This is a genomic window from Pseudofulvimonas gallinarii (assembly GCF_004343305.1).
Lineage (GTDB): Bacteria > Pseudomonadota > Gammaproteobacteria > Xanthomonadales > UBA2363 > Pseudofulvimonas > Pseudofulvimonas gallinarii.
The window spans coordinates 35811-61463 of sequence record NZ_SMAF01000010.1 but is presented as its reverse complement, the minus strand read 5'-3'; the positions used below and the strand labels follow the sequence as shown (position 1 = coordinate 61463).

Sequence of the window (25653 nt, the reverse complement as noted above, 5' to 3'; positions counted from 1 at the left end):
TTCGGAGAGAAGACAGCATGCGTAGATCGATCATCGGATTTTTGTTGGCCGCGGCCGTAGCCGCCGCCGGCCTTTCTGCACCCGCCGCCAGCGCGCAACCGGACGTCAAGTCGACGGCTGCGCAGGGCGAGCGCCGCAACTACATCGTCACCTTCGACGAGCCGGGTCTGCTGCACTACCACGGCGGCATCCGCGAACTGAAGGCGACCTCGCCGGCTGCAACGGGTCGCCGCAAGCTGGACGTTTCCAGCAGCGACAGCCGGGCCTACCTCGATCACCTGGCCGCGCTGCAGGCCGGGCGCACCGCTGCGATCGCCGGGAAGATCGGCCGCGATCCGGGCCAGGTCTACCTGTACAGCATCACGATCAGCGGCATCGGCCTGGAGCTGACCGCCGACGAAGCACGCGCCATCGCATCGCTGCCGGGTGTGAAATCGGTCGATCACGTGCCCGACCGCCAGCTCGATACATTCCGCGGCCCGGAGTTCATTGGCGCCGGCGCGATCTGGAGCGGGGCCGCGACGCCGTCGAACCTGCCGACGCGCGGCGAAGGCATCGTCGTCGGCATCATCGATTCCGGCAGCAATCGCGACCATCCGTCGTTCGGCCCGCTGCCGGCCGAGTGCGGCGCCGAAGCCGGCCAGCCCAAGCTGACGGCCTACACCTGCATGGTCGGCGGGACGTGCACCACCGCCTCAAGCGGCAGCTGCGCGTCGGCGAACAATGGCCCGACGCCGGAGGACTGCACCGGCCACGGTTCGCACGTCGCCAGCATCGCGGCGGGCAACACGCTGACCGTCGCCGGGACGACGCCGGCGCCGGAATTCGACATGTCTGGCGTGGCACCCTGCGCCCGGATCAACAGCTACAAGGTGTGCTCGTCGAGCACCTGCAGTGGCACGGCGATCACCGCCGCCATCGAGAAGGCGATTGCCGATGGCGTGGATGTCATCAATTTCTCCATCTCCGGCGGTGGCGGCAATGACGTCAGCGTCTGGTCCGGCAACTCCGACGACCGCCGTTTCCTCGATGCAGTGACGGCCGACATCCTGGTCGCCGCCAGCGCCGGCAACACGCGCCTGGATGCCACGCAGTCCAACTTCAACCCGACGCCGGAAGGTGACGTGAACCATCGCGGCCCGTGGCTCGCTTCGGTGGCCTCCAGCACGCATGACGAACAGGGCTCGCCCGTGGGCGGGTCGGTCTCGATCACCGGTCCCGAACCGGTGCCGGCGCCGCTGTCCACGCCGATCCTGCTGACCACCAGCAGCAGCCCGCACCAGTTCGCGGACGATGCCGACATCGAGATCGTGCACTTCGCTGACGCGCCGGAAGGCTGCAACGCCGATCCCGGCTATCCGGCCGGACTGCTCTCCGGACGCATTGCGCTGATCCGACGCGGCACTTGCAACTTTTCAGAAAAAGTCGCGAAGGCCGAGGCGGCTGGCGCCACCGGCGTGCTGGTGTTCAACAACGCCATCGGCGTTCCCACCGGCATGGCCGGTCTCGAGGGGGCCGGGGTCCCCGCCTATACGATCGCCCAGGATGTCGGCCAGGCACTGGCGGCGCATCTGGTCACGCTGTCCGGCACCCCGGCCGCGGCGGTGGTCAATGCACCGGTCGTCCAGGGCGATGTGCTGTCCAATTTCAGCCTGCGCGGCCCGATCACGCCGGTGCCCGCCGGCGCGCAGGGCAGCGGCAATGCCTTCGACGTCACCAAGCCCGATATCACCGCCCCGGGCGACGACATTTATGGAGCCTGGGCCAACGAGGCAACGTCGGGTGCCGCGGAATACGGCATCACCGGCGGTACGTCGATGTCATCGCCGCACGTCGCCGGCGCCTTCGCGCTGCTGCGCGCGGTGCGTCCGGACTGGACGGCCACCGAGATCAAATCCGCCGTGATGCTGACCGCCCTGAATACCGGAGGCGTGCGCGAGGACGTGGTGACGCCGTGGACGCCGGACGATGTCGGCAACGGCCGTATCGATGTCTCCCGCGCCGCGAACGCCGGCCTGGTGATGGACGAAACCATCGCCAACTTCCTCGCCGCGAATCCGGCCAGCGGCGGTGACGTGCGTACGCTCAACCTGCCGTCGATGCGCCACAGCAGCTGCGAACCCTCGTGCAGCTGGACGCGCACGGTAAAGAGCACGCTGGCTTCGTCCGCGACCTGGAACGTGGCGGTGGTGAATCCCCCCGGCTTCACGGTAACGGTGTCGCCGGGCACGTTCACGCTGGCCGGCGCCGGCGCCACGCAGGCGCTGACGATCACCGCGACGCCGACGCCGGGCTCGCAGCGGATCCAGTTCGGCGCCCTGCGCCTGGGCACCGCCACGCCTGGCCAATCGCCCGACCTCGGCATGTCCATCGCCGTGCTTGGCGAAGGCGTGCTGGATGACGTGATCTTCGCGCATGGCTTCGAAGGCGAGGGCGGCGGCTCGACGCCCGGGGTGTACACCGATCGTGCCGGGTTCATGGCACAGCTGGCGGCGGGCGCCCTCGAACCGGTGTTCAGCGACCTCGGCCCGATCGCCGAGCCGAAAGTATTCAGCAATGCCGGGTACACGATCGAGCTGCGGTCGGGCAACAACAACGGCCTCTGGGGTGAGCCGAACGCCATCATCACGCCCAACTCCGCCGGCGTGGACATCGTCGTCGACTTCACGGCTGGTGAAGTCACCGCGGTGGGCGGCAATTTCTGGATCACCAATGCCGCCGTGGCGCCGGTTGCCGCCAATGTCACCATCGAGCTGAGCGACGGCACCACCGAGCAGTACGACGCGGCCGGTCCGTCGGACTTCCGCGGCTTCATCACGGCGGCGCCGATCACGCGCATCACCTTCAAGGGCACCGCCACGAACAGCCAGTGGTCGACCTTGTCCAGTCTGGTGGTCGGCAGTGCGAACTGACTCCTGAGCAACGGGCATCACCGGGAAGGCCTCCGATGCGGAGGCCTTCTTTTTGCGCACCCGTCCGGAGATGACGGGACAGGCGTCGGGTCGCGGCTGCGCTAGACGGATGTAGGAGGGGCGGTTGCAGGTGCCGGACGGCCATTTGTGCCGCGCAAACGGCGGGGCGCTGACGGTGGCGGCCGACGAGCGGGGTGCCAAAAAGAAAGCCCGCCGGGTGGGAGAGACCAGGCGGGCCGGTCATGTCGTCTAGACACTTCCAGTCGCGAACGAGGGTTTCGCGGAGGCTCACGTGTCATCCATGACGCCGTGAAAGCGGGTTGCGCCCGGCCTCACGACAGCAGGCGCAAAAAGCACGGAAAACACGGCAGGGGTTTTCCGGCAGCGTTCCGCCGCGTCCCGAAAAAGAGGCCGCCGGCGTTCTGGACGCCGCGCGGCCTGCCTGGAAGCAAGAAAGCGCAAAGCGGGTATCCGGTCTGCGGAGGACCACGCCGCATGGCATGGTGCGTCGGAGAGGTATCGACGCACTCCTCACTGCATGGATGCGCGAAGGGCGCTGCCGACCCGACATCGGGCCGCCCATGCAACGACGGTGCTGCGCTGGTTGCCATGCCGGAATGCCGGGACAGGGGGATCGGCGCGATAGACGCGATGGGCGGGCTTGGCCGTCACAACGCGGGGGCGGACACCGCGCCGTCCCCGCGCGTTCGCGGCTCAGTGCGGTCCGCCGCCTTCGAATCCATCGACGAGCAACAGGTCCTGCAGGGGCATCACCTGCACCGCGATCGTGACTGCATTGTTGCTGCCGGCCGGATCGCTGTTGTCGCGCGCTCGGACGCGCGCGACGCCGGAAAGCAGGCGCCCCGGCTGCAGGTCCGCGTGTGCACGCACGAGGACGTCGCCCGCGGTCACGGTGCCCGGCATCGCATCGGCGGCCGTCGTGCAGCGGACGTGGCGGCCGCCACCGACGCATTCCCAGGCGCCATTGTCGGAGCGGCGGACATGCCAGAGGCCTTCCGGCAGTTCCAGGTCCACGCGCAGTTTCTGCGTTTTGCCCGGTCCGGGCTGCACGATGGAGAAGGGCAGCGCAACCGTGCCGCCCGGCGTGACGACCGGCGTGGTCGATGGCGCCTGGAGCGCCAGATCGACGGCTGTCGATTTCGCGTCGATCCGCGTCGTGCAGTTGTAGCAGGCCAGCGCGAAGTCCTGTCGCGGACCGGCCAACTGCGGATTGCGCGGGGCCAGCGCATCGCCGGCGATGTTCGTGGCCAGGACGGCGATCTCGAGGACATCGCCGCCGTGCTGCGCCGGCGACAGGAAGACGCCCTCGAGGTTGTTCGCACCGTCCGGCACGCCGCCAGCGCTGGACCAGCCATCGGCGCCGACCGCATTGCCGCGGAAGGCGTGCGCGCCAGCGCGGACACGCAGGTCGAGGTCGTTCACCCATGCGGCGGTCGCGCCACCCAGGCCATGGCCGGGCGCATCGGTCCACGCGAGCATGACCTGCACCGGCAGGTCGGGATCATCGGCCTCGACCTGCAGCAGCCACTCCTCTCCGGACTCGTGGAACACGTGCGTCTGGTCGACGTGGATGACCTCGGCGGCGGGATTCACGGCGGCATCGAGGTCCAGTCGCCCGAAGCCCTGGAAACGGTCGGGGCGGTGTCCCATCACCACCTCGCCTTGCGTGTTCGCATTGCGCTGGCCGGCAAGGTCGTGCGCGACGGCGGTCAGCGCCGCCTTGACCAGTGCCGGACTGGGCGGCATGCGGGTCCGGGCGTAATGCTGCGCCGAGAACAGGGCGGCGGCGCCGCTGACATTGGGCGCGGCCATCGAGGTGCCGCAGAAACTGCTGGCGCGCGAATGCGAACGATCGCCGGCGGCGCTGGCGTTGTCGGTCGTGCAGCCCGGCGCGACCAGGTGCGGCACGCGGCGGCCGTCGCAGGCATTGCCGTGTGCGGAAACGTGGGCGAGGCGATCGAATTCACCGGCACGCTGGCCGGCACCGTCGAGCAGGTAGGTCGCGCCGACGGCGAGGATGTTCTTGGCTTCGTCCGGCGATCCCAGCGAAGCCGGTGCGCAGGGCCCGGTCATGCGGTCGCCCTGGCCATTCATGATCGCCCACACCGCAAGGAGCGGCTCGTTCTTGGTCGTGGCCGGATCCGCATCGCGGGTGCCGATATCGACCTGCAGGGTCGGGATGTCATAGCCGCGCGCGGTCGATGAAGGTCCCCACGAGTGGTTGCTGATGAGGGCGCCGCTGCGGACGGCTTCGGTGAAGATCACCGACATGCCGTCCGGAACCATGCCACCCTCCTCGTAGGACAGCAGCGGCACGAAGTCCTGCGCGACGATGCGCGCACCGGGCGCGACGCCGATGCCGCGGAGGAATCCCTCTCCATCAACGATGCCGCTGGCGCCGGTACCGGCAATGGCGCCGGCGACATGCGTGGCATGGTCGCTGTAGGCGTTGCCGCTGCAGCTGCTCAGCGGTCCGGGCAGCGGTACGCAGCCCGAGACGTTGTCGGCCAGGTCGAGATGGCTGGCGCGGAAGCCGGACTCGTCGACGACGCTGACGGTGACCGTGCTGCCGTCATGGCCGGTGCCGTCCAGCCATGCCAGGTAACCGGTGTGTGCCCGGCCCGAGGCATCGAGCTGTCCGGCATTGACCTGGTTCTGGATCTCGCCGCGGACGCCGCCATCCATGGGGACATCCTGCAAGGCGTACACTTCGGGAAATTCGGCGATCTCGCCGCCGCGGATGCCGGTGGCGGAGAGATAGATGACGCTGAGCAGGCTGTTGACCGCGGTGATCGCACGGATGGCCGCGCCGACGGCCCCCATGCGTCCCTGGAGCGTCGGCACATACTCGTTGGCGACGAGCGCCATCATTTCGCGCTGGTGGCCGACGGCAGGCGGGAACCCTTCGTCCGGGCGGAACTTGTAGTCGGGGCGGAATTCGGACACCGCGCGCACCTGCGGCAGGCCGGCCTCCTGCAGCGATGCAACCGTCGCCGCCTCGCCCCATGTGACGTAGGTGAACGGGTGGATGTACTGGACCGGCTTGAGCCCGCGCGCCGTGAGGTCGCCCAGCCAGTCGCGTCGCGTCGGGCCGACGAACTGCACCAGCCACCAGCCCGGTCCGGTTGCCGCCGTCGATTCGCGACCGGCGAAGGTCAGGGGGCGGTCGGCGGGATCGAACGACTCGCCACCCAGCGTGATCCGGAAGGGCGCTTCGATGACCGTGACCCGCGCCGGATCGACCGGCGCCCGGGTGGCGAGAAGATGCGCCGGGATCCACTGGAAGGCGCCGTAGTCGACGCCGGCAACCGGCCCCAGCCATGCGGTGAGCGTGTCGCGATCCATTTCGACCCGCGCCCAGGCGTCATCGGCCGCGGGCGGGTTCACGGCTGCGGCGGCACAGGCGGCGGCCAGCGACAGCGCGGTGACGGACGCGGTGACAAGAGGATGGGCGCGGCGCATGGCTTGACTCCTTGGCGGGCAGGTAGCGGGCCGACGGGCGGAATGACCCCATGAAGCAATGCGACGGAAGACGGCGGAACCCGACATCCGGCCGGCGGCTGACCCGATTTTTGCCAAGATTGCCACGAATCGGCTTTCCGGGCCGGCCCAGGCGCCGGTCTTGTCCGGTCGCCGGCCATCCTTCAGTATGCGGGTGTCGCCGCAACGCAGCAGTGGCGCGGGCGGCGTGGCGTTCCGTGGAAGGGCGGGAATGGATGAAACCATCGAGCCGGGCCTCAATCTCGGTGTCGTGACCCAGCAGCTCCGGCGGGCACAGGATGGCGACGCCGAGGCACTGGGCGCGGCCTACAGCACCGTCTATGACGACCTGCGCCGCTGCGCGCGCCGCTACCTGCGCAATGACCGCGTCGCCATGAGCACGATCTCGCTGATCAACGAGACCTTCCTGCGCGTAGCGACGGACGCCGGCTTCCGCCCGAAGGACCGCCCCCACCTCATCGGCCTGACTTCGCGCGCCATGCGCCAGGTGCTTGTGGAAAAGTATCGCAGCATGGTGGCGATCAAGCGCGGCGGTGGCGAGGCGGCCGTGACCCTTTCCGAGGATCTGGTCGGCTTTGGCGAGAACGCCATGGATGCCATCGAGCTGGATCGCGTGCTGGCCGAGCTTGAGGCGGTGGACCAGCGCATGGCGCGCATCGTCGAATGGCGCTATTTCGGCGGCTACAGCGAAATGGAAATCGCCGAGGCGCTGGGGGTCACCGATCGCACCGTGCAGCGCGAATGGCGAAAGGCACGCGCGTTCCTGCTGGTGGCGCTGTCCGGCGCCGACGCCTCTGGCGCGGATGCCGATGGCGCGGAGCACGGAAACGGCTGAGACGGTGTGCAGCGTACCGACCGGGAACACCGATGCCGACGGCAGGCGCTGGGCCGAAGGTCTGGCACTGCTCGACGAATTGCTGGATCTTGCGCCCGCGCACCGGAACGGCCGCATGGCGGAGATCCGCCGGCGCGATCCGCAGTTGGCGGAAGTCGTACGGCAACTGCTGGAGGCCGATGCCAGCGATGACGATCGCCTGGACGCCCGGCCCCGGTGGACGGACGACCTGGTCGAGGAGCCGGTCGATGCCGCAGCCTTCATCGGCCGGCAGTTCGGCGCCTGGCGGCTGATCGAACTGATCGGGCAGGGCGGCATGGGCCTGGTCTTCCGCGCCGAGCGCGCCGATGGCCAGTTCGAACAGCACTGCGCGCTCAAGATCGTCGCCTCCGCGGTCGCCGGCGTAGGCGCGCAACGACGCTTCCTGCGCGAGCGCGGCATCCTTGCCGGGCTTCGCCACGACAACATTGCCAGCCTGATCGATGGCGGCGTCAGCGGCCAGGGCGAACCCTGGTATGCGATGGAACTGGTCGACGGCGTCCCCATCGACCGCTGGTGCGACGAACAGCGCCTGTCGCTGCGCGGCCGCGTCGAGCTGTTCGGCCAGGTGCTGGACGCGGTCCGTTACGCGCACTCGCGGCTCGTCGTTCATCGTGACCTGAAACCGTCGAACATCCTCGTCACCGGCGAGGGACGCGTGAAGCTTCTCGACTTCGGTGTCGCCAAGCTCTTCGATCCGGAGGGTGATGCCACGCCCGGCCAGACCATCGACCTGACGCTGACGCCCGCCTATGCCGCGCCCGAACAGCTGCTCGGCGAGCAGGCGGGGCCGGCCACGGACATCTATACGCTGGGCGTGCTGCTGTATCGGCTGCTTGCCGGTGTCGGCCCCTTCGCCGAGGACGCCAGCGGAACAACCTTGCTGCGCCATCGCATCGGCGGACAGGGCGAGGAGGTCGAACCGGTATGGCAGGCGGTCGCGCGCGCGCCCACGGCCGCGCTGGAAGGGATCGGCAACACGCGCGCCGCCATCCGCCGGGAACTCGCCGGCGGGCTGGGCGCCATCGTCCACGCCTGCCTGAAGCGCGAACCCGATCAGCGCTACCTCAACGTCGATGCGCTCGACGACGACCTCGGGCGCTGGCGGGACCACCGTCCTGTCCATGCCCATACCGGTCGCTGGCGTTATCGCCTCGGCCGGTTCCTGCGCCGGCACCGGGTCGCATTGGCGGTATCCGCGCTGGTCGTGGCCGGTGTCGTCGCCTTCACCGCCTATCGCAGCGTGCAGCTTGCGCAGACGCGCTACGAACGCGACCTGTACACCCGCACCTTCGATTTCGTCACCGATGTGCTTGCGCGTTCAACAGCGGGCGAGAAAGGTGCGGATCTCAGCGTTCGCGACGTGCTGGAACTGCTGAAGACCGAAATGGGCCAACGCGACCTGCCGCCGGAGGTCCGCGCCTGGCTGATGGGCATGATCGCCGACGTCTATGCCGGCGCACGCGACACCCCTTCGGCCGTCGATGCCTCGCAGCGTGGCCTGGAACAGGGTGAGGATCTCGATCCCATCGTGCAGGCGCGCCTGCATGAGGGCCAGGCGATGGCGCTGGAGCTGTCCGGGCGCCACGCGGCTGCGATCGAAAACCTGGATTCGGCGATCGCCCTGGTCGAGCACGCCAGCGAAGACGCGCAGCAGGTCTCGACGCTGTCGCGCCTGCTGACGACCAAGGTCCGGGTCGGAACCCGCCATGGCCTGTTGCCGCCCGCGCAGGCGCGCGAACTGGCACAGCGCGCGATCGCGCTGGGCCGGCCGCGTCGTGGACGGGCGGGCACCACCATCGAGGACCAGGCACAGGCACGCGCGGCGCTGGTCGACGTCCATATCCAGGCGGGTGAGTTCGCCGCCGCGGCCCAGGAGTCGCAACGCCTGCAGGCCACCCTGTCCACGGCCGGGCTGCTCGGCGAACACCTTTTGCTGGACACGCTGCTGGCGGGACACCGGCTGGTACTCGGCCATTCCGATGCCGTGCTGGCCGACTACGGCAGGCTGATCGAACGCTGGCAACGCCAGTACGGGCCGGAGTTCCGCACCGTCGCCAGCGTCCGCGCGCAGCTTGCCGAGGCGCTCGAGCGCAGTGGCCGTTTCCAGGAATCGGTCGCGGAGACGCGGGAGGCCCGTCGCGTGGCGCGTCGCACGCCGACCGATAGCATGGATGTCATCGGGCTTGACCGCTTCCTGGCACGTCGGCTCATCCGCGCCGGCCAGCTTGACGAGGCCGGTGCCGTGGCGCGCACGCTCGAGGGCGAGCTGGACGGACGGCCCCAGCCCGATGCGCGTGCGACACGCGTACAGACGCAGGTCCTGCTCGCCGACGTGGCCTTGCTGCGCGGTGACATCGATGACGCCGGGCGCTGGCTGGCTGCCGCCCGTACAGGCCTGGAGCACGTCCCGTCTTCGCATCCCTTCCGGGAACGTGCGGTCCGCAGCGCCGACCGCCTGCATGCGGAGCTGTGCCTGCAACGGGGCGATCCGCGTTGCGCCAGGATGCTTGCCGGCGCCATCGTCGACGCGAATCCGGACCTGCGCGCCGATCCCACCGAACTGTCGATGGCGCGGCTGATCCTGGTCCGGGCGGCCGCCGCCGACGGCGATGCCGATGCGGCTGCCACGCTGCGTCGGCGCTTCCGCGAGGAAGCGTTCGCGTTCGCCGGCGTGTGCAGCGTCTATGCGCAGGCCATTGCGGACACAACCGGTGAACCGGCCATGCGGGTCATGTCGACCACACCGCCGGCCGACTGCCGCCAACTCGATTGAGCCGGCCTGTCCGGACGGCGATTCCTTCGGTGCGAGCCGCCGCCCGCCTGCGGAGGTTGTCGGTTGCACTTACGATGGAGCTGACAGGTTTTCCGCCAGCCTGCGGCGGCTGCGTGGTCGGATCGCGCGGCGCGTGTGCGCCACGCGATCACGAAGCGTCCCGCCGAAAGCCCGGCGGGGCGCGGCGTCAGCTGTAGCGGCGGGCAGCCACCAGGCCGACGAGCAGCATGCCGACGACCAGCAACACCAGTCCGGACCCATCCACCGCCGGTACCGGTCGTACCGGACCCCCGGGCAGCGGGCCACCCGAGCTGGTGACGCGGAAACCGGCCACCAGCGTGTCGGTCAGGGTGGCGGTGTCGTTGGTGCCGACGACATCACGCGGACCGACCGTGGCCGAAGGTGCGATCGTCAGCGTCGCCGTCGCGGTGGTGTCATTGACGACGACCAGGTTGGACAGCGTGATGCCGCTGCCGAAGTTCAGCTGCATGCCCGGCGCGAAGCCCAGGCCCGAAATAGTCACGTTCACCGTGCTGCCCTGGGCGCCGTTGTCCGGGGTGACGCTGACGACGTCGAACAGGAGGATGCTGGGGATGTCACCGAACGAGGTCAGCGCCTCGACCGTGGTGCTGCCACCCGCCGGAATCGTCCGGTTCCACTGCAGGGCCGCGCCATTGTCGATGCAGCTGGTGGTGGACAGGGTATTGCTGAGGGTGCCGCCGGCAATCTGCGACCAGACGTTGCCATAACCCGAGCCGGTCCATGCATTGGCCGGCGTCTGCGGGATATAGAGGATGTAGTAGCTCGCGGGCGTCCCGCAGTCGCTGCCGCCGACGCTGCCGGAAGCAGACTGGCGGTAGGGAACGCCACTGTCGTCACCGGCGAGATAGATGTCGCCGCCGAGGAAGATGCTCACATCCTGGCTGGCGGCGCTGTTGTTGGTCAGCGTGAACGACTTGCTGAAGTAGTTGTCGCCATTGACGTACCGGACGGTTTCGCGGCTGCTCAGGCCGCTGGTGCCGAGCTGGTTTTCCACCACGACGCGGAAGGGATCGGCAGCGGTGCCGGTGCCGGTGACCGCGCTGATCGTGCGCCCGCTGTAGGCCGTGTACGCGCCGAGGCTGCCGGTCGCCGATCCGGACGGATGGGTGCTGTAGGCGGGTGCATACAGGACGCCGCCGGTACGCACCATCCAGCCCATGTCGGCGGTGCCGGAAGAACTGGACGGATAGATCTGCCCAACGCCCGGGATGTCGGCGTTGATGATCTGGTAGGAGTGCTCGTCGCCGACGCGGATCGTCAATGGAGCGCCATTGATGGCCTGGACGACGGGTCCTGCGCCACGGATGGTGGTCACCGTGCCGGGCTTTTCAGCCAGGGCGGGGGCGGCCGCCGACAGCGTCAGCACTGCGCTGGCGGTCAGGCTGGCGATGGCGGAACGGATACGGCTGGCGTGCATGTAACTCTCCGTCTTGGGCAAAAGTCTGGTACCGGGCAATAACGCGATACGGCGCCAGAACCGGCCACCCTATCGCAGATTCGACAAAGACTTCAGTTTCCGTTCATTAAAAAATCAGGCGCGAGCGCCGGCATGGACACGGCTTCGCATGCGCCGGTGCGGCCAGCGGAGGCGGAGGTGAATGCGGCCCCGGCATAGACCGACGCGGTGTCTGGATGTCGGCCGCGGGTCGCCGTCGTCGCTGTCGGTGCGACGTCGTGGGGGCGACGGTAGGCGAGGCGCGCAGACGTGAGCGCCGCGCCGATGCGGCTCAGTGCCGGAAGTGGCGGACGCCGGTGAACACCATGGCAATGCCGTGCTCGTCGGCGGCGGCGATCACCTCGCTGTCGCGCATCGATCCGCCCGGCTGGATGACCGCCTTGATGCCCGCCTGGGCAGCGGCGTCGATGCCGTCGCGGAACGGGAAGAATGCGTCCGACGCCATCACCGAGCCCTGCACCACCAGGCCGGCGTCCTCGGCCTTGATTCCGGCGATGCGCGCGGAGTAGACACGGCTCATCTGGCCGGCGCCGACACCGATGGTGCGCTGGTCGCGGGCGTAGACGATGGCATTGGACTTGACGAACTTCGCGACCTTCCAGGCGAACAGCAGGTCGGCGAACTGGCTGTCGGTGGGCGCCAGCCGCGTCACCACCTTCAGTTCGTCGCGGCTGACGACGCGGGCGTCGGCGGTCTGCATGAGCATGCCGGAACCGACGCGGCGGGTGTCGATGAATCCGGGCGCCGCCGCGGCCAGTGGAATGCGCAGCACGCGCACGTTCGCCTTGCGCGTGACGTACTCCAGTGCGGCGTCGTCGTAGCCAGGGGCGATTAGCACCTCGACGAACTGGCGGTCGAGGATCGTCTTCGCCGTCTTCGCGTCGAGCGGACGGTTGAAGGCGATGATGCCGCCGAAGGCGCTGGTCGGATCCGTGCCGTAGGCGGCCTCGTAGCTGTCGCCGCAGCCGGCGCCGACGGCGACGCCGCAGGGATTGGCATGCTTGACGATGACGCAGGCCGGGGCGTCGAACTGGCGCACGCATTCCCAGGCGGCATCGGCATCGGCGATGTTGTTGAAGCTCAGTTCCTTGCCCTGCAGCTGCTCGAACGTCGCCAGCGAGCCCGGCGCCGGGTACAGGTCACGGTAGAAGGCGGCCTTCTGGTGCGGGTTCTCGCCGTAGCGCAGGTCCATCACCTTGACGAAATTGCCGTTGGCCTGTGCCGAGAAATGCGCGCGAACGGGCACCTCGGTGCTGGCGTCGGTGATCGCCGACAGGTAGTTGCTGATCGCGGCGTCATACTGCGCCACCCGGTTGAAGGCGGCCACGGACAGCTCGAAGCGCGTCCGGCCCGACAGCTGGCCCGCGTTGCCGTCCAGCTCGGCGACCAGCGCATCGTACTGGTCGGGCGAGGTCGCGACGGCGACGCGCTGGAAATTCTTGGCGGCCGACCGCAGCATGGCCGGTCCGCCGATATCGACGTTCTCCACCGCTTCCGCGAGGGTGCAATCCGGTCGTGCCGTGACGCGCTCGAAGGGATAGAGGTTGAGCACCAGCAGGTCGATGGCGGCGATGCCGTGTTCGGCCATCACCGCCTCGTCGAGGCCGGCGCGGCCGAGCAGGCCGCCATGGACCACCGGATGCAGCGTCTTCACCCGTCCGTCCATCATTTCCGGGTAACCGGTGAGCGCGGACACGTCCTGCACGGCCAGTCCGGCTTCGCGCAGCGCCTTCGCGGTGCCGCCGGTAGAGACCAGTTCAATGCCGTGGCGCGCCAGCGCGCGGGCCAGTTCCAGCAATCCGGTCTTGTCGGACACGCTCAGCAGGGCGCGCTTGACGGGCAGGCGCGAGTCAGGATCGAACGTCATGATGGCAGTCTCGGCAGGGCATCCATGCACCGCCGGAAGCTCAGCCGAGGCGGTGCGGCTCGGCGGTTGGAACGTCAGAGCAGGCCGTGCGCCTGGAGCTTCTTGCGCAGGGTGGCGCGACTCAGTCCGAGCGCCTGCGCGGCGCGGCTCTGGTTGTTGTTCGACCAGGCCATGACTTCACGCAGCAGCGGACCTTCCAGCTCGCGCAGGAACAGGTCGTAGACGTCGTTGACATCGCTGTTGCCCAGGTCTTCCAGGTAGCGGCGCACCGACTGCCCGACGCACTCCGCCAGGGTTACGCGCGTGGCCTGCGGATCGCGCTGGGGCACGGGCAACTGGACGACGGCGTTCAAGGGCGGCACTCCTGGGCAGCGAAATGACGGGGCCGGATTCCGCCCGCGCCTGCAGTGCGGCGTGGTGTCCTCTCCGGGGCGGGCAGTGTACCCCCGAGGCGATGACGATGAAACCTTGACAACGCATCACAGTCGTGGCGAGGCAGGTGTCACGGCAGTGCTGCGATGGTGGCATGCGCGGCCGTACCACAGCGCCGCAAGCGCACGCCGATGCCGGTCGGTTCGATCAGCGTGGCGGCAGGAAGCGGAATTCAAAGGCGACCGCATCCGCGCCCGGGTCGAGCACTTCGAACTCCAGCGGCACCGTCGAGTGCGGTGGCATGCCTGCCGGCACGCGGGCGCGATCGGAGAGATAGTCCTCGGGCATGAAGCGGCGCATCGCCACCGGCCGCTCGTCGAGATCCGACAGGCGCAGCTCGAGGATCGGATAGGGTCGCGCGCGCTCCCCGGTATTGGCCATGGTCGCGGTGATCAGCAAGGCGCCTTCGACCGTCGGATGCTTCCGGATGTCGCGGGAGATGAGGCGGATGTCGGCGATCGCGCGCGTCGAACCGGGCACCAGGCAACCGAAGCGCTCGCACAGCGATTCGGCCCAGGCGCGATAGGTCGGAATGGCCAGCAGTCGCTGGCGTTCGGCATAGACGATCTGGGCGAGCAGCACCACGGCCAACACGACCACCGCCAGCCACAAGGCCACGCGCCGTCGCGTCCCGGCCGCAGCCACGGCCGCGCGCGGCTTGAGGAAGCTTTCCGCCTGCTTGCGGGTATTCGGATCGAACAGCGACGGCTGCAGCGGTTTCGGTCGCAGGACCGCCTGGCGCAGCACCGGCACCGGCATCTGCGGAGGCACGACGTCGAGGCGGTCGATGGGCTCCGGTGGCAGCTCGGCACTCAGCGTCGCCAGTACGTCGAAGGCCTGGTCGCAGCTGCCGCAGGCGGCTTCGCCACGACCACCGGCGAGTTCGCCCAGGGCGACCCGGTAGATGGTCAGGCAGTGCGGGCATTGGCTGTACATGGCGGACATGGTCGGTCGCAGGCCGTCAGCGTAGCGAAGCGCCGGCGATCATGCGTCGACCATTTCCGCATTCGTGGCCAGCAGCACCCAGCCGTCGAGATCACGCCGTTGCAACTCGACGCCGAGCACGGCATAGGCGGCGGCGACGTCGTCCGCCTGCTCGGGCAGGATGCCGGACAGCGCCAGCGCGCCACCGGGCCGGATCGCCGCGACCAGTGTCGGCGCCAGCTCGACCAGCGTATTGGCGAGGATGTTGGCGACGACGACATCGTTTTCGGCCGTGGGCGACCAGTCTTCGCTGGCGACGATGTGCAGCGCCGGCTCGACGCCATTGGCGGCGGCATTGTCGGCGGTGGCCGTCAGCGCCTGCGGATCGTTGTCGGTCGCGACCACGCCGGCGGCGCCCAGGCGCGCGGCGGCGATCGCGAGGATGCCGGAGCCGCAACCGAAGTCGAGCACGCGCCGGCCGTCCAGCTTCTGCGCGTCCAGCCATTGCAGGCACAGCGACGTGGTCGCGTGGGTGCCGGTGCCGAAGGCGAGCCCTGGATCGAGCCGGATCACCACCGAGTCGTCCGCCTGTGCTTCTTCCGGCACCGCGTGCGTGGTCGGCACGATCCACAGCCGGCGGCCGAAACGCATGGGATGGAAATCATCCATCCAGGCGCGTTCCCAGTCCTGGTCCTCGATGCGCTGCACCTGCAGGCGACGCAGGTCCAGTCCGGGCTGCAGCGCGCTCAGCCCGAAGACGATGCCGGCTTCATCGGCTTCGCCGGGAAACAGCGCCTGCATGGTCAGGCGACGCCACAGCGGCGTTTCGCCGGGACGCGGTTCGTAGATCGGCTGATCCGCCGCATCCAGCAGGGTCACGGCGACCGCGCCCAGGTCTTCGAAGGCGCTGCTCAGGCGCTCCTCGAAACGCGCCTCGGTCTCGACGGTGATGGCCAGCCACATGGTACTCAGTGTCCCCCGCGCTGTTCGGCCAGCCGCTTCTCGAGATAGTGGATGTTCATGCCGCCGGACTTGAAGCCTTCGTCGGTCATGATCCGCTGCTGCAGCGGGATGTTGGTCTTGACGCCATCCACCACCGTTTCGCTGAGCGCCACGCGCATGCGTGCGATCGCCTCGGCGCGGTCGGCGCCGTGCGCGATCAGTTTGCCGATCATCGAATCGTAGTTCGGTGGGATCCGGTAGTCGTCGTAGACATGGGTATCGACGCGGATGCCCGGGCCGCCGGCGGCGTGGAAGGTCTTCACCAGCCCGGGTGACGGCATGAAGGTATCCGGGTCCTCGGCGTTGATGCGGCATTCGATGGCGTGGCCGCGCAGGACGACGTCTTCCTGGCGGATGCCCAGCGGGTGCCCGGCGGCGACGCGGATCTGCTCGCGCACCAGGTCGATGCCGGTGATCATCTCGGTCACTGGATGCTCGACCTGGATGCGCGTGTTCATTTCGATGAAGTAGAAGCGTCCGTCCTCATAGAGGAACTCGAAGGTGCCGGCGCCGCGGTAGCGCATGCGGCGGCAGGCTTCGACGCAGACGCCGCCGATCTCGGCGCGCTGTTCCGGCGTGATGCCGGGGGCCGGCGCTTCCTCGACCACCTTCTGGTGGCGGCGCTGCATGGAGCAGTCGCGTTCACCGAGGTGCACGGCATTGCCCTCGCCGTCGCCGAGCACCTGGATCTCGATGTGCCGCGGGTTTTCCAGGAACTTCTCCATGTAGACCTGCGGGTTGCCGAACGCCGCCTGCGCTTCCTGGCGCGTGGTCACGATGGCGTTGAGCAGCGCGGCTTCGGTGTGCACGACGCGCATGCCGCGGCCGCCACCGCCGCCGGCGGCCTTGATGATGACCGGATAACCGATTTCGCGGGCGATGCGCAGGCTGCGCTCGCCGTCGTCGTCGAGCGGGCCGTTGGAACCGGGAACGGTCGGCACGCCGGCTTCCTTCATCGCCGCGATGGCGGTGACCTTGTCGCCCATCAGGCGGATGGTCTCCGGGCGCGGGCCGATGAACACGAAGCCGGACTGCTCGACCTGTTCGGCGAATTCCGCGTTCTCGGCGAGGAAGCCGTAGCCTGGATGGATGGCGCGCGCGTCGGTGACCTCGGCGGCGGCGATGATCGCCGGCACGTTGAGGTAGCTCTGGCCGCTCGGCGCCGGCCCGATGCAGACGCTTTCGTCGGCCATGGCGACGTGCTTGAGGTTGCGGTCCACCGTGGAATGGACGGCGACCGTGCGGATGCCCAGCGCCGCGCAGGCGCGGACGATGCGCAGGGCGATCTCGCCACGGTTGGCGATGACGATCTTCTCGATGCGGTGTGGCATGGCGGTCAGCCGATCACGAACAGCGGCTGGTCGAATTCCACCGGCTGGCCGTTCTCGACCAGGATGGCCTTGACCGTGCCATCACTTTCTGCCTCGATCGGATTGAACATCTTCATCGCTTCGATGGTCGCGAGCGTGTCGCCCTTCTTGACCTGCTGGCCGATGCGCACGAACGGATCTGCGCCGGGCGAGGGCGCGGCGTAGTAGGTGCCGACCATCGGCGAGCGCAGCACCTGCCCGGCCGGCAGCTCGGGCGCGGCGTCGCTGCTGCCGGCCGCAGGCGTCGGCGCCGTCGCGGCGGCTGCGGGTGCTGCGGCCTGCGGCGCCGCGGTCATCACCGGTGCGGAGCTGTAGGTCGCCATCGGCACGCTGGCCGGGTGACGGCTGAGGCGGACCGTCTCCTCGCCCTCGCGGATCTCCAGCTCGGACAGGTTCGATTCTTCCAGCATCTCGATCAGCTTCTTGATCTTGCGCAGATCCATGGGGTCGTCCTTGTTTTGCAGATGAATGGGGTCGGCGGTGCCGCGCTCGCCCGGCTCAATGCGCCAGGCGTGCCAGGGCGGCGTCGAGCGCCAGCCGGTAGCTGTCGGGGCCGAACCCGGCCACCACGCCGACCGCGAGGTCGGACAGATAGGAGTGGTGGCGGAACGGCTCGCGTGCGTGCGGGTTGCTCAGGTGCAGCTCGATGAACGGGATGGCCACCGCCGCGAGTGCGTCGCGCAGTGCGACGCTCGTGTGCGTGAAGGCTGCTGGGTTGATCAGGATGAATGCGGTGCCGTCGGCGCGCGCCGCCTGGATGCGGTCGACGAGCACGTGTTCGGCATTGCTTTGCAGGCACTCGATCTGATGTCCGGCCGCCTGGCAGCGGTCGCGCAGTCCGGCCTCGATCTGCGCCAGCGTCGTATGGCCGTAGACCGCCGGCTCGCGCGTGCCGAGCAGGTTGAGGTTGGGTCCATTGAGCAGCAGCAACCGGGCCACGGTTCGATCCGGAGTGGCGAAGCGGTGAAGTGTGGTGCGAGCGCTGGGTCTTGTCCAGTTCCCGGCGAGTTCGCCGACGTTCGCCGATTTTCACGATCATCCATACGCCTGCGTAGGATGTGGGGCTCGCACGTGGCCGGTCGGGGTGCGGTGCACACCGCCTTGGACGGCAACCGGGACAAATTGACAGATGTCAACGTGTCCATCCGTTTTGCCAGGGCACCAGCGTGGCACGCCGCCCCCCCCCCGGTCCTCGCCCGTCGCCGGTTGATGAAGGTTGACGGCGGAGCCCATCGAAGGCGACCCGGCCGGCATCACTTCGTGTAAGCGGGGCAGGATGGGCGCTCTCCCGAAGGCAGGATCCACGCTCCGCCCCCTGCAGCCTGAACGCAATCCGCCCCTCAATACGCAGGCGTATTGAAACCCGTTGTCATGGATTGGGGCCTGCGCTACGGTGCGTGCTGCAGTGCCGCAGGCCCGGTGACCGTCATGGAATCCCGCTATACCCCGCGCGAGGAAATCGCCAACAGCATCATCCATGGCCTGGGCATCATCGCCAGCATCGTCGGGCTGGCGGTGCTGGTCGGGTTCGCCGCCCGGGCCGGCGACACCCGCGCGCTGGTCGCCGGCAGCATCTTCGGCACCACCCTGATCCTGGCCTACACCGCATCGACGCTCTACCACGGCGTGCCGGTGGCGCGTGCCCGCCCGGTGCTGCGCAAGCTCGACCATGTCGCGATTTTCCTGCTGATCGCCGGCACCTACACACCCTTCACCCTGCTGGCGCTGGATGGCCCCGTGGGCTGGACGCTCTTCTGCGTCATCTGGGGCCTGGCCATCTTCGGCATCATCTTCGAGTTCACGCCGCTGCGCCGTTATACCGGCCTGGCGGTCGCGCTCTATCTGCTGATGGGCTGGGCAGGCATCGTTGCCATCAAGCCGCTGGCGGCCTCTCTGGAACGCGGTGGCCTGATCCTGATGCTGCTCGGTGGCGCCGCCTACACGGTTGGCGTGGTGTTCTACGTATGGCGACGCCTGCCGTACTCGCATGCGATCTGGCATGCCTTCGTGCTGACCGGCAGCGTGCTGCATTACCTGGCCATCCTGTTCTACATCATCCTCGATTGAGCGGTGCGCCCGGCCCTATGGACGTTCCCGTCGGCGTGCTAACTTGCCGCCGAAATGAACGGGACTGCCATGAGCGACGAACTTCGCCGCACCAAGATCATCGCCACGCTGGGGCCAGCCAGCGACAACCCCGTTGCCATGCAACGGCTGCTTTCCGCCGGTGTCGACATCGCCCGGATCAACTTTTCCCACGGCCACGCCGAGGAACACCGCAGGCGCTGCGCGCTGGTGCGCGAGGCGGCGCAGGCGATCGGGCAGGAAGTGGCGATACTCGGCGACTTGGGCGGGCCGAAGATCCGCATCGAGAAGTTCGCCGAAGGTCGCGTTGAACTGCAGTCCGGGCAGGCCTTCACGCTGGACTGCCGCGAGGATGCGCCGCCCGGCGACGAGCAGGGCGTTGGCGTCAGTTACCTGGGCCTGCCGGCCGATGTCTCCAGTGGAGACACCCTGTTGCTGGATGACGGCCTGATGGCCTTGCGCGTGGAACGCGTGGACGGTCCCCGCATCCATACCACCGTGCTGACCGATGGCGTGCTCTCCAACCGCAAGGGACTGAACAAGCTGGGCGGCGGCCTGTCCATTGGCGCGCTGACGCAGAAAGACGAGGATGACATCCGGCTGGCCGCCGAACTGGGCCTGGATTTCGTCGCGGTGTCGTTCTGCCGCAATGCCGAAGACATGGAACGCACGCGCGCGCTGATCGCTGCGGCGGGCGGCGAGGCGGCGGTGGTCGCCAAGATCGAGCGTGCGGAAGCGGTCGAGAACCTTGCCGGGATCATCGACGCCTCCGACGCGGTGATGGTGGCGCGCGGCGACCTCGCCGTCGAGATCGGCGATGCCGAACTGCCTGGCCTGCAGAAGAAGATCATTCGCGAAGCCGTGCTGCGCAGTCGCGTCGTCATCACCGCGACGCAGATGCTGCAGTCGATGGTCGATGCGCCCATTCCCACCCGCGCCGAGGTGCTGGACGTCGCCAATGCCGTCATCGACGGCACCGACGCGGTCATGCTGTCCGCCGAGTCGGCCGTAGGCCGATACCCCGATCGCGCCGTTGCCACCATGGCGCGCATCTGCCGCGGCGCCGAACGCCAGTTCGAACCGGATCCCGGATTCGGTGCGGCAAACGGCAATCTCGAGCGCACCGACCAGGCGATCGCAATGGCGGCCATGTTCCTTGCCGGCCGCGTGCACGTGCGCGCGATCATCGCGCTGACCGAATCCGGCGGCACCGCCCGCTGGCTTTCGCGCTACCGGACGCAGGTGCCCATCTTCGCGCTGTCGCGCAACGAGGGAGCGCGTCGGCGGATGCGGATGCTGCGCGACGTGTTTCCGATCGAGTTCCAGGCGCCGCCAGGCAATCCGCTGCTGGCGGCGCGTGCCGCGATCAGCCGGCTGCATGGCCTGGGCCTGCTCAGCGAAGGCGACCGTGTCATCGTCACCAATGGCGACCACACCGGCGAGCTGGGCGGCACCAACACCCTCAAACTGCTGCGCGTCGGCCCGGGCGGCATTGCCGAAGGCCTGGGAGATCTCTGATCCCGGGAAGAACGGCGCAATCAGATCGACCGCGTGGTCGACACCGCGTTTCGAATGGGGACCTGTGGGCAACCCGAGGAGGTGTCTGTGCCCCACAGCCCAGGCGGCGAAACTGCGCAGCCTGCTCCGCCGGCATCACGACGAGGCAGGCCGGAAGCGGGCAGCCAGGTCGCCGGGTGATCCGGGAGACGGGCTCGACCCGCTGGCGCCGACACCCGGCCCCGCTCGGCGCCTGGGCAGCGGACTCGTGTTCACCGGGTAATCGACGTTCCCGGGCGGATCGCCGGAGGCGCGATACACCGCACCGGCCCAGGCACCGCGTTTCGCCTTCAGAACGCCCAGCGCAGTTTCACCAGCACCTGGTCGGCGTCGCGCAGGTCGGGTATGTCGGCGAACAGGCCGCCCAGTCCGTCGTGGCTATCGCGAGGGTGTCCGTCCTCGTACACGGTGCGTTCGTCGCCGCCGCGGGCGTAGACGACGTAGAGTTCGCGCTGCGGCGCGAATTCGTAGCGGTAGCGCAGCTGCACGCCGAAGGTGTTGCTGGTGAAGGCGGGCACGCTGTCGCCGCTTTCGAGCAGGCGGCCACCGGCACCGATCCGGTAGGCGGTGGGATCGTAGGCGTCGATGCCCAGCCACTGCGCCTTGAGGCGCAGTTCGTGCCGGCTGCCTGGGAACCAGTTGACGTCCAGGTCCAGGCGCTGCTGCTTGCGGCGATAGCTGGCGAACAGCGTGTCCTCGCGCCAGATCAGCCAGTCCTGCGACCAGCGTGGAAAGAACTGCAGGCGCACATTCAGATCGTCGCGGATGAAGTAGCGCGCGATGAGTTCAGGCTGGATCGCGAAGCCCTCGTTGCCTTCCTGGGTGACATACACGCCGGCGAACCACAGCCAGCGTCCCACGCGTGGCGACTCGTAGTAGTTGTAGAAACTGCGCAGGCGCGGCTCCAGCTCGACCTTGCCGTGGCCGCGTGAGACGAGGTCGTCGTGGCCGCGCCATGCGTAGAGCAGGTCGCTGTACAGCGTGCCGCCTTCGCGCAGCGACACGTTGGCGGTGAGCAGCAGTTCCGGCGGCAGGCGGTCACCGCTGTCGTTGTAGCGCACCTGCGGCTCGACGGCCCAGGTGATGCTGCGACGCCAGTCGTCGTCGCCGAAACCGGTCTGGCGGTAGGTGCTGGTCCATTCCAGTTCGTTGAGGTTGCCGCGTCGCTGGTAGCCGACGTCGTTGAAGTCCAGGCGGCGGTCGAAGTGCGTGATTTCCAGTTCGTGCTGGAAGCGCGGTTCCGGCGTGTAGAAGGCGCGGAACCAGGCGCCGCTGCCGTTGCGGGTTTCGCCACCCTGTTCGATGGAACTGCCAAGCACCTGTCCGGACACCAGCCATTTCGCGGAAGGTCGCCAGATCGCATCGATGGCGTGCACCTGCGCCTCGCGATCCAGCCATGGCCGGTCGGTCCAGGTGCCCAGGTAGCCCAGCGTCGCGTTGCCGAGGTTGCGCACCAGCCGCTGTACGAAGAAGGCGCGGCCGATGTCGTCGGCATGACCGGATTCGATGGCCACCAGCGTGCCATAGTCGAAGCCGCCAGCGCTGCCGTTGAGCTTGATGGCGGCATCGATGTCGGCGGCGCCCTCGCCGTCGTCGCGGCCGCCACCGATGCGCCGGGTATAGACGAGGCGGCCGCTGTCGGGCGTGGTGACGTTGAAGATGCCCTGGTTCTCGGTGAAGAACGGCCGCTTGTCGGAGAAGAACACTTCGATGGCATCGAAGTTCACCACCAGGTCGTCGGCCTCGACCTGGCCGAAATCGGGATTGAGCGCGGCGCTGAGCTGGAAGCGCCCGGACGGCTTCCAGAACAGGTCCAGCCCGGCGCGACCCTCGCCGCGGTCGTGCAGCAGGTCGTACTGCACGGATGCGTAGGGCACGATCGCAAGCACGCCGCCGCCGCGATGGCGTGGCACCTGCACGCGCGCGAACTCCGAGACGAAACGCGGACGTGTATAGCTGGCATGCGGAGCCGCGCTGCGTTCATTGCGCGCGGCGATGACGCGGTCGAAATAGACCGCGATGCTGCGCTCGGCGCCTTCGCCCTCGCGCATCGCGGCAACGCTCCAGGGGATCAGCATCTCCACCGACCAACGGTCTTCGCCTTCATGCAGTGCATGGCGCCAGACGCCGTCCCAGTCGGCGTTGTACTGGTTCTCGTTGGTGATCACCTCGTCGCCGATGGCATTGCCCAGCGTGACCATGAAGTTGTAGGCCAGGCGGCCGTCACCATCGAGGTCGACGGCGAAATTCACGCGGTCGGCGTTGCTGCCGCCATCACGGTTTGCGCGGGGTTTCACGCGCGGCGTGCCTGCCGGCTGGTCACAGACGAAAGCGACGGCCAGTCCTTCCGGCAGCGCCAGCAGGCGTGCGACCGTCGCGTGCGTCGGCGGCCCCAGCGTGTACGGGTTGGTGATCCGGAAGTCGTCGAAAACCTGGGCGTCATGCCAGATCGGCTCGTCCGGGATGCCGTCCAGCTTCAGTACCGAGGCGGCAGCAGGACCGGATGCAAGCGCCGACAGCAGGGCCAGGGCAGGAAGGACCGGAGACGGTGCAGCCGACATGGGGGTGCTTCGGGACAATGGTGGAATGCGCCCGCACTCCGGCCGGGATGTCCGCTTGCCGCCTGGAAGCCGGGCGCAGTCACGGACATGCGGAAAATGTTCCCGGTCGCGCCGGCCAGCGGCAAGTGCCATTGGTCGTGGCGACAGGTCCGTCCGGCGCGGGCGGGCTATACTTGCCGGCCCATGCCGGCCGCCTGCGCGTCCGGCACATTTATGCCAGGAGTTGCAGACATGAGCATCGAAGACCTCGAAGACATCGCCCAGGCCATGGTTGCCCCCGGCAAGGGCATCATCGCCATCGACGAATCCAATGCGACCATCAAGAAGCGCTTCGATTCCGTCGGCGTCGAGTGCACCGAGGAAAACCGCCGCGCGTACCGCGAGATGCTGCTGACCGCCCCGAACCTGGGCCAGCATATCTCCGGCGCCATCCTCTATGACGAGACGATCCGCCAGGCCACCCGCGACGGCGTGCCGTTCACGAAGGTGATGGCGGATGCCGGCATCCTGCCGGGCATCAAGGTCGACAAGGGCACCGCGGCGCTGGCCGGCTGTCCGGGTGAGCTGATCACCGAAGGCCTCGATGGCCTGCGTGGCCGGCTCGAGGAATACGCGCGTCTCGGCGCCCGTTTCGCCAAGTGGCGTGCCGTCATCAACATCGGCGAGGACATCCCGACCGGCACCTGCATCGAATCCAACGCCCACGCGCTGGCACGCTATGCCGCGCTCTGCCAGGAGCAGGGCCTGGTTCCGATGGTCGAGCCGGAAGTCCTGATGGACGGCGTCCACGACATCGAAGTCTGCTACGACGTCACCGAAGCCACGTTGCGCGCGCTGTTCACGGCGCTGTACGAGCACAACGTCATGCTGGAAGGCACCATCCTCAAGGCCAGCATGGTCATCGCCGGCAAGGATTGCGAAGAGCAGGCCGAGGTCGAGGATGTCGCCGACCTGACCGTGCGCTGCCTGCGCGCGTCAGTGCCGGCGGCGCTGCCGGGCATCGTGTTCCTGTCCGGTGGCCAGAGCGACGAGCAGGCCACCGCGCACCTCAACGCGATGAACCAGTACGAAGACCTGCCGTGGCCGCTGTCGTTCTCCTACGGTCGCGCCATGCAGTCCGCGGCCCTGAAGCTCTGGGCGGCCGACATGAGCGGCAACTACGCCAAGGCCCAGCAGATGGTGTTCGAGCGTGCGCGCGCCAACGGCCTGGCCGCGCTCGGCGAGTGGGAAGGCTGATCCGGGTGCGTCCCGCGGTCTAAGCTGCCGGCGGCGGATGGCCCGTTTCCCCGGCGGCAGCTGCCGCCACGCAGCATCGCAACGGCCGCCTTCGAGGCGGCCGTTGCCGTTCTGGCCGGCGCAACGGAAGCGGCGGCCGGCCGCCGACCGCCCCGTTCATCAGCTGTGGCCGCGGGGGGGGGCGAAGGTCGGGCCGCGGCTGGAAGTGTCGGTTGGGCGCGCCCCTTTCCTGCCGGAACGGTCGCGGCGCCGGCCCGCCATGCTGCGGCGCAAGAAAATGTGATCAATCCATGAACAACAAGGCCTGTTGTTCGAATATTCAAGGGCTTGCGAGTAGAAGCTAATGTGCTCAGAAAAGTGAGCTAAGTCCTTGGCGCGCCTTGGATTTTCTTCTTGACAGCGCTTTGGGGCACGCGTAACGTGCGCCAGGTGGAGTTTTGTGGGAAATCGTGGGTAAACAGGCGGGCATGTTCCAGGGTGAGTCCAGCATCAGCGTCGACGACAAGGGACGGATGGCCATTCCGACGGCCTACCGCGAAGCCCTGTCCGTCGCCTGCGGCAACTGTCTGGTGTTCACCTACAACCCGTTCGATGCCCACTGCCTCTGGCTGTTCCCGGTTGACGAGTGGCAACGCGTCCGCGACCAGGTGAACGCGCTGTCCAGCTTCAATCCGGCCCATCGCGAGCTGAAACGCAAGCTGGTGGGTGCAGCCACGCACGTTGAGCCCGACGGCCAGCATCGCCTGCTGTTGCCTCACAGCCTGAGACAGACGGCCGCCATCGAAAAGCGCGCGGTGCTGCTGGGGCTGGGCGACAAATTCGAGTTGTGGAGCGAGGAGGCGCATCTCAAACGGATCGCTACCCCGATCTCTCCCGAGGACATCACCGCCGAAATGCAATCACTCAACTTCTGACGCCGAAACTGGAATCCGCCGATGTTGTGCACCGGAACGGCCGTTGTCCGTGACGCGCTATCCAGTTCGATGCATCGAGCGTCGGATGTGTTCATGCGCTTCGCCGGCACGACGGTCGCGGGC

17 protein-coding genes are annotated in these 25653 nt (G+C 68.3%); 7 read left to right on the top strand and 10 right to left on the bottom strand.

The annotated features are described in order from the left end of the window. Nucleotides 1-17: 17 nt before the first annotated feature. Entirely contained in the window at nt 18-2912 is a 2895-nt protein-coding gene (locus EDC25_RS08550; protein WP_123520937.1) for a S8 family serine peptidase, read from the top strand. Nucleotides 2913-3626: 714 nt separating this feature from the next. On the opposite strand, the gene EDC25_RS08545 is transcribed toward EDC25_RS08550, so the two are convergent. Further along, on the bottom strand, nt 3627-6395 hold the full coding sequence (locus EDC25_RS08545) for a S8 family serine peptidase (protein ID WP_164483892.1): 2769 nt from the start codon (nt 6393-6395) through the stop codon (nt 3627-3629). 250 nt (nt 6396-6645) lie between these two features. Between EDC25_RS08545 and EDC25_RS08540 the strand changes: the two genes are divergently transcribed. Both EDC25_RS08540 and EDC25_RS08535 read left to right on the top strand, forming a co-directional pair. After that, nucleotides 6646-7269 carry an ECF-type sigma factor gene (locus EDC25_RS08540; protein ID WP_164483893.1) on the top strand — a complete coding sequence of 208 codons (624 nt, stop codon included), beginning with the start codon at nt 6646-6648 and terminating at the stop codon, nt 7267-7269. A gap of 4 nt (nt 7270-7273) precedes the next feature. After that, on the top strand, nt 7274-10084 hold the full coding sequence (locus tag EDC25_RS08535; RefSeq protein WP_164483894.1) for a serine/threonine-protein kinase: 2811 nt from the start codon (nt 7274-7276) through the stop codon (nt 10082-10084). Between the two features lie 187 nt (nt 10085-10271). Here the strand turns inward: EDC25_RS08535 and EDC25_RS08530 are convergent, their stop codons facing one another. The 8 genes from EDC25_RS08530 to aroQ form a co-directional block, all read right to left on the bottom strand. After that, entirely contained in the window at nt 10272-11543 is a 1272-nt protein-coding gene (locus tag EDC25_RS08530; protein ID WP_123520940.1) for a hypothetical protein, read from the bottom strand. A gap of 310 nt (nt 11544-11853) precedes the next feature. Then, a complete protein-coding gene (gene purH, locus EDC25_RS08525; protein WP_123520941.1) occupies nt 11854-13449 on the bottom strand; it encodes a bifunctional phosphoribosylaminoimidazolecarboxamide formyltransferase/IMP cyclohydrolase in 1596 nt (531 codons plus the stop codon). Between the two features lie 74 nt (nt 13450-13523). After that, complete coding sequence (locus EDC25_RS08520) at nt 13524-13811, bottom strand: helix-turn-helix domain-containing protein (RefSeq protein WP_377600611.1); 288 nt, start codon at nt 13809-13811, stop codon at nt 13524-13526. Between the two features lie 217 nt (nt 13812-14028). Continuing rightward, nucleotides 14029-14826, bottom strand: a complete 798-nt coding sequence (locus tag EDC25_RS08515; protein ID WP_123520943.1) for a zinc-ribbon and DUF3426 domain-containing protein — start codon at nt 14824-14826, stop codon at nt 14029-14031. Nucleotides 14827-14865: 39 nt separating this feature from the next. Beyond that, nucleotides 14866-15768: a 50S ribosomal protein L11 methyltransferase gene (gene prmA / locus EDC25_RS08510; RefSeq protein ID WP_123520944.1), complete on the bottom strand. Its 903-nt coding sequence runs from the start codon at nt 15766-15768 to the stop codon at nt 14866-14868. Nucleotides 15769-15773: 5 nt separating this feature from the next. Continuing rightward, nucleotides 15774-17138: an acetyl-CoA carboxylase biotin carboxylase subunit gene (gene accC / locus EDC25_RS08505; protein WP_123520945.1), complete on the bottom strand. Its 1365-nt coding sequence runs from the start codon at nt 17136-17138 to the stop codon at nt 15774-15776. A gap of 5 nt (nt 17139-17143) precedes the next feature. Further along, entirely contained in the window at nt 17144-17620 is a 477-nt protein-coding gene (gene accB / locus EDC25_RS08500; RefSeq protein ID WP_132577412.1) for an acetyl-CoA carboxylase biotin carboxyl carrier protein, read from the bottom strand. A gap of 55 nt (nt 17621-17675) precedes the next feature. Then, complete coding sequence (aroQ, locus tag EDC25_RS08495; RefSeq protein WP_132577411.1) at nt 17676-18116, bottom strand: type II 3-dehydroquinate dehydratase; 441 nt, start codon at nt 18114-18116, stop codon at nt 17676-17678. Between the two features lie 489 nt (nt 18117-18605). Between aroQ and trhA the strand changes: the two genes are divergently transcribed. Beyond that, complete coding sequence (trhA, locus tag EDC25_RS08490) at nt 18606-19244, top strand: PAQR family membrane homeostasis protein TrhA (protein WP_205985009.1); 639 nt, start codon at nt 18606-18608, stop codon at nt 19242-19244. Nucleotides 19245-19313: 69 nt separating this feature from the next. Continuing rightward, entirely contained in the window at nt 19314-20780 is a 1467-nt protein-coding gene (pyk, locus tag EDC25_RS08485; RefSeq protein ID WP_132577410.1) for a pyruvate kinase, read from the top strand. 329 nt (nt 20781-21109) lie between these two features. On the opposite strand, the gene EDC25_RS08480 is transcribed toward pyk, so the two are convergent. Further along, nucleotides 21110-23380 carry a DUF5916 domain-containing protein gene (locus EDC25_RS08480; protein ID WP_123522559.1) on the bottom strand — a complete coding sequence of 757 codons (2271 nt, stop codon included), beginning with the start codon at nt 23378-23380 and terminating at the stop codon, nt 21110-21112. A gap of 231 nt (nt 23381-23611) precedes the next feature. On the opposite strand from EDC25_RS08480, the gene EDC25_RS08475 reads away from it, so the two are divergent. Both EDC25_RS08475 and mraZ read left to right on the top strand, forming a co-directional pair. Further along, nucleotides 23612-24616 (top strand): class I fructose-bisphosphate aldolase, encoded by a 1005-nt coding sequence (locus tag EDC25_RS08475; protein ID WP_123522558.1) that lies wholly within the window; start codon nt 23612-23614, stop codon nt 24614-24616. Between the two features lie 467 nt (nt 24617-25083). Continuing rightward, the gene (gene mraZ / locus EDC25_RS08470) at nt 25084-25530 is read left to right on the top strand and encodes a division/cell wall cluster transcriptional repressor MraZ (RefSeq protein WP_123522557.1); all 447 of its coding nucleotides are present in this window, start codon (nt 25084-25086) and stop codon (nt 25528-25530) included. Nucleotides 25531-25653 lie beyond the last annotated feature (123 nt).

What these genes read in the sequence shown, in the direction of transcription:
- EDC25_RS08530 (WP_123520940.1), bottom strand. Translation starts at nt 11,543, where the DNA reads ATGCACGCCAGCCGTATCCGTTCCGCCATCGCCAGCCTGACCGCCAGC.
- EDC25_RS08475 (WP_123522558.1), top strand. Translation starts at nt 23,612, where the DNA reads ATGAGCATCGAAGACCTCGAAGACATCGCCCAGGCCATGGTTGCCCCC.
- pyk (WP_132577410.1), top strand. Translation starts at nt 19,314, where the DNA reads ATGAGCGACGAACTTCGCCGCACCAAGATCATCGCCACGCTGGGGCCA.
- mraZ (WP_123522557.1), top strand. Translation starts at nt 25,084, where the DNA reads ATGTTCCAGGGTGAGTCCAGCATCAGCGTCGACGACAAGGGACGGATG.
- EDC25_RS08545 (WP_164483892.1), bottom strand. Translation starts at nt 6,395, where the DNA reads ATGCGCCGCGCCCATCCTCTTGTCACCGCGTCCGTCACCGCGCTGTCG.
- purH (WP_123520941.1), bottom strand. Translation starts at nt 13,449, where the DNA reads ATGACGTTCGATCCTGACTCGCGCCTGCCCGTCAAGCGCGCCCTGCTG.
- accC (WP_123520945.1), bottom strand. Translation starts at nt 17,138, where the DNA reads ATGCCACACCGCATCGAGAAGATCGTCATCGCCAACCGTGGCGAGATC.
- EDC25_RS08540 (WP_164483893.1), top strand. Translation starts at nt 6,646, where the DNA reads ATGGATGAAACCATCGAGCCGGGCCTCAATCTCGGTGTCGTGACCCAG.
- EDC25_RS08480 (WP_123522559.1), bottom strand. Translation starts at nt 23,380, where the DNA reads ATGTCGGCTGCACCGTCTCCGGTCCTTCCTGCCCTGGCCCTGCTGTCG.
- EDC25_RS08515 (WP_123520943.1), bottom strand. Translation starts at nt 14,826, where the DNA reads ATGTCCGCCATGTACAGCCAATGCCCGCACTGCCTGACCATCTACCGG.
- accB (WP_132577412.1), bottom strand. Translation starts at nt 17,620, where the DNA reads ATGGATCTGCGCAAGATCAAGAAGCTGATCGAGATGCTGGAAGAATCG.
- EDC25_RS08550 (WP_123520937.1), top strand. Translation starts at nt 18, where the DNA reads ATGCGTAGATCGATCATCGGATTTTTGTTGGCCGCGGCCGTAGCCGCC.
- trhA (WP_205985009.1), top strand. Translation starts at nt 18,606, where the DNA reads ATGGAATCCCGCTATACCCCGCGCGAGGAAATCGCCAACAGCATCATC.
- prmA (WP_123520944.1), bottom strand. Translation starts at nt 15,768, where the DNA reads ATGTGGCTGGCCATCACCGTCGAGACCGAGGCGCGTTTCGAGGAGCGC.